This window comes from Paraburkholderia sediminicola, from assembly GCF_902859805.1.
Classification (GTDB): domain Bacteria; phylum Pseudomonadota; class Gammaproteobacteria; order Burkholderiales; family Burkholderiaceae; genus Paraburkholderia; species Paraburkholderia sediminicola.
This window is the reverse complement of record NZ_CADIKC010000001.1, coordinates 1862540-1874955: the sequence shown is the minus strand read 5'-3', so window position 1 is coordinate 1874955 and position 12416 is coordinate 1862540. Positions and strand designations below refer to the sequence as shown.

7 protein-coding genes are annotated in these 12416 nt (G+C 61.7%); 3 read left to right on the top strand and 4 right to left on the bottom strand.

Going from position 1 to position 12416, the window contains the following annotated elements; all coding sequences use genetic code 11:
* Window positions 1-47: 47 nt before the first annotated feature.
* Window positions 48-1010: a GlxA family transcriptional regulator gene (locus R8871_RS08310; RefSeq protein WP_175049869.1), complete on the bottom strand. Its 963-nt coding sequence runs from the start codon at window positions 1008-1010 to the stop codon at window positions 48-50.
* Window positions 1011-1123: 113 nt separating this feature from the next.
* Between R8871_RS08310 and R8871_RS08305 the strand changes: the two genes are divergently transcribed.
* Window positions 1124-1840, top strand: coding sequence for a GNAT family N-acetyltransferase (locus tag R8871_RS08305; protein WP_175049868.1), 717 nt, complete (start codon window positions 1124-1126; stop codon window positions 1838-1840).
* 26 nt (window positions 1841-1866) lie between these two features.
* Window positions 1867-2718: an SDR family oxidoreductase gene (locus R8871_RS08300; RefSeq protein ID WP_175049867.1), complete on the top strand. Its 852-nt coding sequence runs from the start codon at window positions 1867-1869 to the stop codon at window positions 2716-2718.
* 61 nt (window positions 2719-2779) lie between these two features.
* On the opposite strand, the gene R8871_RS08295 is transcribed toward R8871_RS08300, so the two are convergent.
* Together R8871_RS08295 and R8871_RS08290 are read right to left on the bottom strand one after the other, a co-directional pair.
* A complete protein-coding gene (locus tag R8871_RS08295) occupies window positions 2780-8224 on the bottom strand; it encodes an AAA family ATPase (protein WP_175049866.1) in 5445 nt (1814 codons plus the stop codon).
* Between the two features lie 315 nt (window positions 8225-8539).
* On the bottom strand, window positions 8540-9142 hold the full coding sequence (locus R8871_RS08290; RefSeq protein WP_175049865.1) for an NADPH-dependent F420 reductase: 603 nt from the start codon (window positions 9140-9142) through the stop codon (window positions 8540-8542).
* Between the two features lie 167 nt (window positions 9143-9309).
* On the opposite strand from R8871_RS08290, the gene R8871_RS08285 reads away from it, so the two are divergent.
* Window positions 9310-10239 carry a LysR family transcriptional regulator gene (locus tag R8871_RS08285; RefSeq protein ID WP_175049864.1) on the top strand — a complete coding sequence of 310 codons (930 nt, stop codon included), beginning with the start codon at window positions 9310-9312 and terminating at the stop codon, window positions 10237-10239.
* Between the two features lie 80 nt (window positions 10240-10319).
* Here R8871_RS08285 and R8871_RS08280 read toward each other — a convergent pair whose 3' ends face one another.
* Entirely contained in the window at window positions 10320-12305 is a 1986-nt protein-coding gene (locus tag R8871_RS08280) for an SMP-30/gluconolactonase/LRE family protein (RefSeq protein ID WP_175049863.1), read from the bottom strand.
* Between the last annotated feature and the right edge of the window lie 111 nt (window positions 12306-12416).

Below are 12416 nucleotides of genomic sequence, written 5' to 3'. Positions count from 1 at the left end.
AAGCTCAGAGGCATTCCGCGAAGAAACTTAAATTCGTCGTCAGCACGCTACCGCATTTCGGCGCGAAGTTCGCGCACCCCACGGCCGAGCCTCCGGCGCAGTAAGGTCCGCAATGTCGCCGTGTCGGCGTAGCCAACCTCGCTTGCGATGGTGTCGAGGTCGTAGCCGATCGAGACGAGGTTCTGCGCGCGTTCGATTCGCAAGTCCTGGAAGAACGCTAAAGGCGACTTGCCAAGCACTGCCTCGGTACGGCGCTGCAAGGTGCGTGGTCCAACGGACAACGCACCTGCCGCCGCCTGAAGCGAAAACCCCAAGGAAAGATTCTCGCGAGCCCAGCGCTCGAATCGCGCGACCAGGGGATCGGCGTGGGCGAGATGATCGGGGATGATGTACTCGGCCTGCGATGAACGCTTGTCAATGAGCATGAAGCGGGCAACGAGCGTCGCAAGTTCGGGACTTGCCTGACGCAGCAACCATAGCGCAAGGTCGAGGTGGCCCATTGCCGAACCCGCTGTGACTACGCGATCCGAGGCGACGACCATGCGTGAATCGTCCAGATCGACAGCCGGATACCGTTGACGAAAGAACGGCGCCAGGGACCAGGTGGTGGTTGCCTCGCGATTATCCAGAAGGCCGGCTTCGGCCAGCAGAAAAGTACCGATACAAGCGGCCGCGACGCCGACGCCGTCAGCGTGCCAGGTACGAAGGTACGCCATCGCGTCGCGCACGTCCCGGCGCTCGAACGCCTCGATAAGGCGCTCCGGCTGTCTGACATTCGGCGCCGGCACCACCACCCAATCCGGGCGACGAACGGTGCTTGCCGGTTCTACCAGCATCGACAATCCATGCGCGGTACGAATGCGTCTGCGCACGCCAACCACCCTTACGTCGAAGGGCGGCGCGGCAAACCCCTGAGCAATGGCCAGTTCGTTCGCCGTCGCGAAGGTATCCAGCAGCACTGTAAGCCCGGTGTCGAACAGACCGTCAAGCGCGAAGATGACCAATCTCATGTCGTAAATACCTCGATTAATGTCATTTGCGACTATAGCCCAGTTCCCCCCGAAGGCCTAGACTGCGTAGCAATGCGGCGAAGATATGCGCTGTCTGGCAAAAAGGAGAGAGCATGAGCAGTTCGAACCAGGCTGACCTCGACCGTCCGATCTGGACGGCCCTCACAACGAAGCAGGCGCACCTTGGGCAAGGCGACGGCCTTGCCCGTCGATACCATCCCGACGTGGCGCCGTTTGCCGCGCTAGCCTCCGAAACGCCCGCTGCATACCAGGCGCTCCATCAGCTTTTGCGGCCTCACGAGCAGGTCGCTTTGCTATCCGCGGAGCGGATTGGTCCGGTCGACGGACTACAAGCGACGTACCTGGGCGTGATCCATCAAATGGTCGCCCCGCACCGCGAAACAGGCAGTACGGACGACCAGGACGTAATGCGGCTGGGCCACGCGGATGCGAGCGATATGCTCGATCTGGTCCAGAAGACCAAGCCCGGACCTTTCGGCAAGCGGACTGGCGAGATGGGCCATTACATCGGGATTCGCGACCGGGGGCGTCTCATTGCGATGGCCGGTGAACGGATGCGCCTCGACGGATACGTTGAGATTAGCGCCGTTTGCGTGGATGAAGACCATCGCGGAAAGGGCCTTGCCGGGCGGCTCATGAAACTCTTGCGTAAAGACATTGAACAACGGGGGGAGACGCCGTTTCTGCACGTGTTCAGCGACAACCTTTCCGCGATTCAGTTGTATGAACGTCTGGGCTTCCAATTGCGTCGCACGTTTCATCTCAACCGCATCGGACATGCTGATCCGGATTCGACTGCGGTTCTTTAAACCCATCTGGCGAAAACAAACTCACTATGTCTAAAAATATCCTGATAACCGGGGCCAGCAGTGGCTTCGGCCGCGACACTGCCGAGACGCTCGCACGCGCCGGGCACCAGGTGTTCGCGTCCATGCGCAACACCGCCGACCGTAACCGGCCGCATGCCAATGCCCTGCAAGCCCGGGGCATCCATGTTATCGAGCTCGACGTGACGGACGATGCGTCCGTCGAGCGCGGCGTGGCTTCCGTGCTCGATCAGTCCGGACGCCTCGACGTCCTCATCAACAACGCGGGTATCGGCTCAGCGGGCATTTCCGAAGCGTTTACGACTGAACAGATGCGCGCGCTCTTCGACGTGAACGTATTCGGTGTCCAACGAACGCTGAGAGCCGTGTTGCCGATCTTCAGGAAACAGGGTGAAGGCCTGGTGGTGAATATCGGCTCGATCCTCGGCCGGGTGACCTTTCCTTTTTTCGGTCTCTATGGGGCGTCGAAGTTCGCGATCGAGGCATTGAGTGACAGCTACCGCTATGAGTTGTCGAAGTTGGGCATCGACGTGGTGCTCGTCCAACCGAGCAACTATCCGACGAATATTTTCGCCAGCGCCCAGCGGCCTGCCGACGCCTCACGCGGCCCTGGTTACGGTGAAATCAGCGCGATTCCGGACAAGATGGTTGGAACCTTGATGGACCTGTTCGCGAGCGAGAACGCGCCGAACCCGCACGACGTAGCCGAAGCAATTGCGACGGTCGTTGAGCAGGCAAACGGCACGCGTCCTGCGCGTCTGGTAGTTGGGCAGTCATTCGGCGCTGACGTCATCAACGCTCAAGCTGTGTCGGTCCAGGCCCAGTTGATGGAAGGTCTCGGTCTCGGACAGATCGCCTAACCATGAATAGGCACGGCGGAACCTGAGCTAGCGTCCGGCGATTCGCCAAACTCGCCCCAAACTAGGCCGGCTCCGCCGGATGATCCGGAAGACTGACCTTGATCGCGGTGCCGGCTCCCGGCGCACTGACCACCTCGATCCGGCCGCCCAGCATCAAGACCCGCTCCTCCATTCCCGCAAGGCCGAACGATGTCTTTCTGATTGCCTGCGCGTCGAACCCCTGGCCGTCGTCACGGATCTCGAGCACACAGGCGTCGGATGTTCGTTCGAGCGTGATGATCACTTCGTTGGCCGCCGCATGACGAGCGACGTTCGTCAATGCCTCCTGGACGAGGCGAAACAGCACGATAGCGCGGTCCTCGCTCATCACGATGGTCTCGTCCTGCACGCAGAGGCGGCACACCGTACGACCATTGCGGTCGAACTCGGCAACGAGCCACTCGAGCGCTGCCACGATGCCGGCGTCCAGTGCCGGCGGACGCAGCGACGTGATGACGCCGCGCACAACCTGCATGGTCTCGTCCACCAGGGCAATCAGCGCCCGGGTCCCGTCGAACAACCCCGGGCGATCGTTGCCGAATTGCATGCGCAATGCCGACGCACGCATGCGAAGCGCGGTGAGATACTGCCCTAGCTCGTCGTGCATTTCCCGTGCGATATGTTTGCGCTCCTCCTCGCGTGCCGTCTCGCGGCGCGATGTGAGTTCCCGCAACATATCGTATGACTCCCTCAGGCGGTGTTCTGCCTCCTTGCGGTCGGTCAGATCGATCACGAAGGCGACGCCCTCCTTTCCGCCTGCCTCGAAAGCGACCCGGCCGATCATGACGGGCACGCGGCTGCCGTCTTTCCTGAGGTACTCCTTTTCCTCCGGCTGCAAGCGCCCAACCCTGCTGAGCTCTACCAAAGCATGTTCGGTGCTTTCCCGCCATTCCGGCGGCGTCAGATCCGTCCAGCGCACGCGACCCGAGACGAGATCCTCGCGCTCATATCCCACCATGCGCAAAAATGCGTCATTGGCCTCGAGAATGTCGCCATCCACTCGCCATACGATGATGCCGATGATGTTGGCGTCGACCAGCCGCCGGATTCTGGATTCGCGCTCTGCAAGATCACGGTAAAGGCGGGTATTTTCGAGCGATGTCGCGGCCTGGGAGGCGAGAAGCCTAAGTCCGGCAATCCGTGCCGGCGCGAACACGCGGGTGATCAGATTGTTCTCGAGGTACAGCGCGCCGATGAGCTTGGCCCGATTCATCAGGGGCAGGCAGAGCATCGAACGGGTCTGGTGCTGGCGGATGTACGGATCCGTGGCGAACGTGGGCTCGCCCGCGGCATCGTCGAGAATCACGCTCTCCTGCGTGCGCAGCACATGGTAGAGCACGGACTCGGGCAGCATCGCCGAGCTCACCGGGACATCGCGTAGTTGTACGCGCGGCGTGTCGCCGTCGGTCGTGACCTCCGCCGCGATCCGTTGCTCATCGCCCTCGGGGAGAATCAGGAGGCCTCGCTCGGCGCCAGCCTGTTCGATCGCGGTGCGCATAACCGTGTCGATCAGCTTGTCGAGAACAATCTCTCCTGAGACCGCTTGCGACACCTTGATCACGGTCGCGAGGTCGAGGTGTTCGACCGGCGTTCCGATTGTGCTGGTTGGTCGCGGTGCCGGCTCGGCCTCCCTGAGATAGCGGTGCATCTCGTCGAGTTGCCGTACCTTGCCGTCTGCGCCCCAGCGTTGATAAGCTTGCCGGGCGTCCTGCAGATACATGCGCGCGATCTTCTCGAACCCGCGCGCCGCGTAGAAGCGGGACGCGAGTTCGCCTGCAAGCGCTTCGTTGTGCACAAAACCGTTTGCGCGTGACGACCGGATAGCCTCTTCATAGAAACGCATCGCGTCGACGTCGCGATCCTCCAGGCGGGCTAACTCGGCACTGACCAACACCGCGCGGTTCTCGAAGTTTTCGGGGCAAGTCTCCGCCCGCAATTGCAACTGTCTGTTGTGAGCCGTTATGGCTTCGAGGGACTCGCGCCGCTTGCGGTCGGATATAGGACCGCGGCAGGCGGCCATGGATAGAGCGCTGTAAAAATGATATTCGGCTTCTTCCAGATAAGAGGCCGATGTCCACAAGAGACGTTGTGCCCTCAATGAGGCCTCTGCAGCCGCTGCGTAATCGCCTGCAAAGAAGCGCGCCTGCAACTTGCGGGTCCAATACCAGCAATGGGCAATCACGAGGTCTGGATTTTCCGCGAAGTGACGCTCGATCTGCATTTCGTCAAACTGTCCGTCGTCAAAACAGCCGAAGGCGGGCGTCAGGCCTCGCAGCGTTCGTATCAGGCCGAGCTGACTGGAGCTGACATCGATGGCGAATCCGAAATGTGATTTTTGCGCGAACGTCAGACTGGCTTCGGCTTCGCGCTGCACGTCCGCGAGCGAATCTCCCGCGAAGAGCAGATTGGTTGTCATATGGGTGTAGCAGTAGGCCTCACAAACCAGATCGCCCGTATTCTTTGCCGCCTCGACCCCGCGGCGCATCAGTTCCCGGCCACCTCGCAGATGTCTGGCCATAGGCAAAATGACATTGCCAAAGTGCATGTAGGTTCTTGCGCGAAAGCGCATCAACCCGCGCCGTTCGACGAGGTCGTAACCAAGCTGCCCGAATTGAAATCCGACCTTGTAGTGGCCAAAACGCGCACCGGCAATCATGCCGAGCCGGACATAGGCGGAGGAAGATCCGTCGCGATTGCCGCGTTCGAGGCTCAGATTAACTGCCGTGGAGACGACCAGCGACCACAGATGAGCGTCGGTAAACAACGCCGCGGGCATGACTTTGACCAGGACGTCCATTGTCGCCAGCGATTCCGGGTCGGTCATCAGCGGCAGATCGATGAGTCTTTCGATCGGAAGGTTTCCAAGCTGGGACCAGACTCGCTCGTATTCCTTGCGCGCTTTCTCTTCTCTGGTATGCGGCGACCAGTCGATCCCCAGATGTTTCAGATAGTCGAGTGCGACCGCGACGGCGCGGCTGGCCTGATCGAGCGTCATGTACAGGTCGATGCGCAAACACGCCACATTGGCGCGCTCAGGCACAGTCGCGGCACGGCGTGAGAGCACGTTCAACCGTTTTTCCGCGACCGGTAACCACCCGGTCAAAAATTCGCATTCGGCCCGGTTCAACTCCAGCGCGAAGATCAGTTCATGCCTGCGCGCCCAGCAGTCGTCCGTGAGGAGTTCAGCGCCTGTGGTCAGATAGGCGCGCGCCGATTCATAGGCTGACGAGGCCTTCGCGCGCTGTCCGGCAGTCAGATTGAACTCAGCCAGTTGCTCCCGCTCGTCCTTTAGCGCAACAAGGGCTACGCCACGGTTGAGTTGATTGACAATCTCGAAGATGGCTTCTTTCCGATTCTCGGGCAGCGTCTGCGCCGCAAGCAGCCGCCCTATGCGCAGATGGGCCTCCTCGAGCGCGGCCTCCGGGATCATCGAGTAGGCGCCCTCCTGCACCCGGTCATGCGCAAACCGGAAAGATTCCTCAAGTTGCTCGATCAGCTCCTGTTCCACTGCCGGTCGCAACAACGCCCGGATCTCCTGCCGCGAATTTTCAAGAACGTTCGACAGCATCGCAATCGTGGCAGTGTTGCCAAGGCAGGCAAACTGCTGCAACGCCTGCTGCGTTTCGGCGGGCAAGCGGGCCAGCTTCGCAACCATTAGATCCGCTACGTTGTCCGTATAGCCCTTGCCATGAATGTTCGGCAGATCCCAGAGCCAGCGGGCCGCGTCGTGATCGAAGCCGAGTAAGCCTTCGTCGACGAGCGCGTGTAGAAACTGAATGACGAAAAACGGGTTGCCGGCGGTCCTCTCGTGGACGAGCTGCGCGAGCGGTACGGCGTGTTCCGGTGCGTCGTGCAGCGCCTCAGCGATCAATTGCTCGACGTGCTCGCTGGCCAGCGGCGCCAGGGCGACTTCATCGAACTTCGCGCCCGCGTTTCTGACGGCCTGAAGCGTACGCATCAGCGGATGTGTGGCGTCGACCTCGTTGCTGCGATAGGCGCCGATCAACATCAAATGGCGCAGGTCCGACCGCGTAAGCAGGTCCTCCAACAGATCGAGCGTCGCGGCGTCGAGCCATTGCAGATCGTCGAGAAACAGAGCCAGCGGATGCTCGGGCCGGGCAAAGACGCCTATGAAGCGCCGGAAAACAAGCTGAAAACGACGTTGCGCATGATGCGGCTCGAGTTCCGGAACAGGCGGCGGATCTCCGATGATGAGCTTAAGTTCGGGGATGAGATCCGTCATGAGCCGTGCGTTAGACCCGAGTGCCTCCGTCAAGTCGTCGCGCCAGATCGCCAGTTCTACTTCGCGTTTGCCTAGCAGGGGCCGCACGAGCCCCCTGAAAGCTTGCACCAGCGTCGAATAAGGTATGTCGCGCTTGTACTGGTCGAACTTGCCAGAGGCAAAGAGCCCCCTCGACGGGACCAGCACCTTGTGTAGTTCATTGACGACCGCGGATTTACCGATGCCGGAATAGCCGGAAACCAGCACCAGCTCCGGCGCGCCGCTGCTGACGACGCGCTGGAAAGCGGCCACCAGCGCTCCAACTTCGCGCTCCCGTCCATAGAGCTTCTCGGGGATGAGCAGCCGGTCGGGCGTGTCGTGCGCGCCCAGCCAGAAGGCGTCGACGCAATGCCGCTGCTCCCATTCGGCAAGGCAATGCCGCAAATCCCACTCGACGCCGGCCGCGGTCTGGTAGCGCTCCTCGGGTGTCTTCGCGAGCAGCTTCATGACCACGGCGGAGACGCCGGACGGAACCATCGTGACCCGCGCGCTGGGTGACATCGGCGTGCGGGCAACGTGGCAGTGCACCCATTCCATCGGGTCGGCAGCGCTGAACGGCAGCGTGCCGGTGAGCATCTGGTAGAGCGCGACGCCGAACGCGTAGAGGTCGCTGCGCGAATCGATCGAGCGATTCATCCGTCCGGTCTGCTCGGGTGCCATGTAGGCGAGCGTCCCGGCGATGGTTTCGGGCGGCTCGGGCGGTTGCCGCTCGCGTGGGAGCCGCGAGGCAATGCCGAAGCCGGTCAGCCGCACCTGACCGTCCGCGCAGTTCACCAGGATATGAGCCGGCTTGAGGTCCTTGTGGACGAGGCCGTGCTGATGGAGCTTGCCCAACGCTACCGCGATTCCCCCGGCAAGGCGTAGAACACTGCCCGCCTCCATCGGCGCACCGACCAACCGCTCGAGCGGCTCGCCGCCAGGATCTTCGAGCATTAGCATCGTACGGCCGTCTGCCCGCAGCAGTTCCTTGGGACGCACCGCCCACGCGCTGCCGAGTTGATCCCTCAGCGCGAACTCATGGGCGAGGCGCGCGAGACTGGCGGGCGAGGGATGTTCGGCGGCGATGCGCGCGACAAGCACGCTATCGCTACTGTCTCGTGGTTGCCACCGACAGAAGACGCGCTCGCCATCCTCCCAAAGAATCTGGACGCTGCTACCTGGGTCGAATCCGTGTGTGGCGTCCATCTGTTGTGGCTGGTGTTCGAGCTTCGCCCGTCATGGCTCAAGAGGGCGCGCGCCCTGTTCCTTTGGCTCATCTGCGCCGGTACGCATGACATGCACGGGACACGGCGACATCTGTGCGCTCAGCAATGCTTACAACTGACAGCATCGTTGCCACGATACACCTTGACGACTGCAACAAGATATTCGCCTCAACCCTTTGGGAGGCCTTCGAAAAAGCCGGCGCCATCTTTTTGTGCCGCGCCGGCAGCACGATTCTAGCGAAAGGAATTCGCCTAAAGTCAGATGAAAGGCGCGGCATTCCGCGCCTTTGTCTGGTTATCCAAACTTGGCGAAATTGTGCACCGGCAGCGGGCCCCCCGGGATTTGAACGAGCTGCCCCCCGGCTTCGAGCGAACCCAGGTCGATGCCGAAGAAACCGAGCTGCTCGATCAACCCGCTCACTGCCGCCTTCGCCTGCGCATCGTCTCCCGCGAGGAACAACACGCGGCGTCCGCCTTCAGCCTGCGGATCCTTCGAGAGGAGATGTGCCGGAAGATGGTTGAACGCCTTCACAACGCGTGCGCCCGGCACGAGTTCCGCGAAGATTCCGCTCGACGTCCGGCCATGCAATTCGGCCGGTTTGAACAGTGGCGGCTCGATCGGATTGTTCGCGTCGATCACGATGCGTCCGCCGAAGTCCGGCAGCCCGGCCAGGGCGGTCGGCAGGTTCGTCCAGTTGACCGCGACAAGAACGATGTCCTGCGCGGCCGCCTGTTCGCGCGTTCCCGGCGTGATCGAGGGGCCAAGCTCGCGCGCGAGCTCGGCGAGTGAGGCCGGGCCCCGGCTGTTCGCAATGACGGCCTTGAGGCCTTTACCCGCCAGCGCTCTCGCGAACGCGGATCCGATGGCGCCTGCTCCGATGATACCGATGGTGCTCATAACGATGCTCCTGGTGAAAAGTGATAAATCAAGTGGTAAGCCGGCAAGGAGAAGGACTTCTGAGATTCGCTCCCGGGGCTAGGTGACTGAATCTTGCCGCCTTTATTGCTCGACGATTAGCTGGTAATCGCTTGAATTATTTTCAAGTAATGCTTTAAGATCGCCGTATGGAAACCCTCGCCAACCTCGAGTCGTTTGTCCGCAGCGCCGAAACGGGGAGCTTCTCCGCGGCCGCGCGGCGTCTTGCGCTGACGCCCGCCGCGGTCAGCCGGAACGTTGCGCTGCTCGAACGCAATCTCGGCGTGCGGCTCTTCCAACGCTCGACACGCAAGCTCACGCTGACCGAAGCAGGCGAGCACTTTCTCGTGGAAATCGGCGGCAATCTGGATGCGCTGCAGACGGCAATCGCGTCCGTCTCGAACGATCGCAGCGAGCCGGCCGGCGTGCTGAAGGTCAGCATGGCGCCGACGTTCGGCATCACGCACGTCATGCCGCTGCTGCCGGCGTTCCTCGCGCGCTATCCAAAGATTCGTCCGGATTGGCACTTCGAGAACCGGCCGGTCGACCTGATTGAAGAGGGATACGATGCTGCGCTGGGTGGTGGCTTCGATCTCGCGCCGGGCGTCGTGTCGCGCGCATTGGCGCCTGCGCATCTCGTAGCGGTCGCGTCTCCGGCTTACATGGCAGGCCGCTTAACACCCACCGATCCGGGCGATCTTGCGCGCCTCGACGGCATCGTGATGCGCTCGAGCCGCACGGGCCGCGTGCGTCATCGGACCATGCGTAACGCGGTGGGCGATGAGATGCCCGCACAGCTTGCCGAGACAATCATGGTCAACGACCCGGGAGCAATGCGCGAAGCAGCGATTCTCGGATTGGGCGTGACGCTGCTGGCCGTGTCGGACGTGCTGTCGTCGATTGAACAGGGGAAACTCGTGCGATTGCTACCACGCTGGTACGCGGACGCCGGGGCGATCTCGATCTATTACGCGACGCGAGCGCTGCTGCCGGCAAAAACGCGGGTGTTTGTCGATTTTGTTGTTGAGGCGTTCGAGCGGGAGCGGTTGGCTGAGAGGTTTGCGGGCAGCGTTGGGTGAGTCGCGCTTGCCCGAACTCTGCGCAGTCGTGAACGGATACCCTGAGCCACCGCCCCAATTGCGGCGGCTCAGGCGCATCGTCAATTCACACTGAACGGCGACACCACCGTCGTCTTCGCCGCACTCACGCCGGTCGCGGTCGATGCAGGCGGTGTCCAGCGATACACCACAATGCTCGAGTCGTTGTAGTTGTCTTTCGTCACCTCATATTCGCCGGTCGAACGCCGATAGGCCCGAAGTCCGTACATCGAGTCCACATCGTTGCCGACGTCGACTTTGTTTGGGTTGCTATTGGTGAACGTGATGTCGAGCTGTCCCGTCGTGAGGTTGAAGGCATCGATATTCGGCACGGTATGCACGTAGCCCACAAACAGATAATTGCCGGTGGCCGCAATGGATTTCGCATTCGCGCCAGTGATATTGATCACGGGGTTCGGCGTGCTCCTGTTGCCGGCCAGCCAGCCGTGATAGACCTCGGCGCGCGATCCGACCGCGGTCCAGTCCGTACTGCCGCTTGGCCCTTGCGTGAGAATCATCGTGTCGCTGTCAGCCAGATAGATGATCCGCGTCAGTTGCGTGATTGTGCGAGGGATCGGCATCGTCACCGCGGCGCCCCAGACCGGTTTGCCGCTCGCATCGAAACCGGTTAGCGGATAGTGAGAAATGACGTTGGTTTTGTCGAGACCCGCCCAGATACCGCCCTTGCTGTCGAGGCAAAAACCATTGCGAACTTTCGCCATCGTTCCGAAGGACGTTCCCGGCAACGTGCTATCCGGAATCGCAATGTATCCGCTCCCCGGGCTGAAGTGGAAAAAGTAGAAGGTATCGGGATTCTGGCTCGCAGCGACGAGTATCCGGTGGCCGCCCACGCTGGCGACCTGAGCGAACTGTTCGCCGCGTTCGTGATCGGCGAGATTGATCCGCGGATCGGACGGATAGGTAATCGGATCGATTGTGTTGGCAATGAAGGTGCCGCCCACGGTGCCCGAATAGATGTTCATTCCGCCGTAGAAGATCGCGCCGTCGGTGGCGGGGTCCGGTGCCGCGTTGCCCTCAAAGTTCACCGACTGGAGCTGCCAGCGCAGGACCCCGGCTCCGTCGTACGCGTGGATGTCGGTGCCGCCGTTGCGGCCCAAGTCCCATGAGCCGCCCCAAGGGTTGTTCAGGACATAAAGGTTGCGCGCGGAATCCCTGCCGATGCCGGTGACGCGCGTAAAGCGCCTGTCGCCCACCTGCCCCTTAATGCCGGTGACCGTATTGAGGAAGCCGCCTTGAACACCGAACGCGCCCACACCATAAGGTGCGCCGGACACGTCATAGATCTTGATGTTCATATCCGGGCCCTCGTCACCGATCCATAACTGCCCGGTGGACGAGTCAAAATACAGCGAAGAGGGTTGCGCTTTGGCCGGCAACTGGATGGCGTTGCGCTGCTCGCCGGTCGGGCTGAACTGGATCACAGCGCCCATGGTGTGTTGCGCGACCCAGATATTGCCGCCCGCGTCCACCGCGAGTGCGCCCGGCCCGGCCACGCTGATATCGCGCAGCCAGACACCGGAGGTCGTGAACACGCGCACGCGGTTGCCTGGAAAATCGCTCGCGTAGAGCAGCGATCCGGACGTGGCGAGTCCGGTGACGACATCCGCGAGACGTTCGGTGGTCGTCGCGCTGACCGTGATAAGCAGGTCGCGCGCGCGGCTTGTCCGGTCGTATCGGCCAACCTTGCCGCTTCCATACGTAGCGTTGAACTGCAGCGCAGCGAACAGCGAGGTCGAGTTGCCGGTGATCGCGCCTCCCTGAAATTCGGCGTGCGCCCCGATCGAACCGATGTTCTGTCCGTTCTGATAGATCGCGATGCCACCTTCACCTTCGTCCCACATCGACGCGGTATAGATCACCCCTTCCGGCGCCACCCACATCGAGCGGGCCACATTGCCCACTCGAGTCGTGGCCGTGCCATGTGTGTTGGCTATCCACCCAGTTGAGTATTGTGCTTCGCAAACGGACGCAGCCGCTGCGCTCAGCACTACCGCGACGAACGCGGTACAGAGTCCTTTGAAAACCATGAGGGAAGTTTCTTCGATCGCACGCCGTGCAGTACAGGCGTCCATAACCCGGTGTTGCCAACCCTGGCAAACTTGGAGTCCGAACCCTGACGATTTCAGCACGTGCGTCGC

What these genes read in the sequence shown, in the direction of transcription:
- R8871_RS08310 (WP_175049869.1), bottom strand. Translation starts at nt 1,010, where the DNA reads ATGAGATTGGTCATCTTCGCGCTTGACGGTCTGTTCGACACCGGGCTT.
- R8871_RS08305 (WP_175049868.1), top strand. Translation starts at nt 1,124, where the DNA reads ATGAGCAGTTCGAACCAGGCTGACCTCGACCGTCCGATCTGGACGGCC.
- R8871_RS08300 (WP_175049867.1), top strand. Translation starts at nt 1,867, where the DNA reads ATGTCTAAAAATATCCTGATAACCGGGGCCAGCAGTGGCTTCGGCCGC.
- R8871_RS08295 (WP_175049866.1), bottom strand. Translation starts at nt 8,224, where the DNA reads ATGGACGCCACACACGGATTCGACCCAGGTAGCAGCGTCCAGATTCTT.
- R8871_RS08290 (WP_175049865.1), bottom strand. Translation starts at nt 9,142, where the DNA reads ATGAGCACCATCGGTATCATCGGAGCAGGCGCCATCGGATCCGCGTTC.
- R8871_RS08285 (WP_175049864.1), top strand. Translation starts at nt 9,310, where the DNA reads ATGGAAACCCTCGCCAACCTCGAGTCGTTTGTCCGCAGCGCCGAAACG.
- R8871_RS08280 (WP_175049863.1), bottom strand. Translation starts at nt 12,305, where the DNA reads ATGGTTTTCAAAGGACTCTGTACCGCGTTCGTCGCGGTAGTGCTGAGC.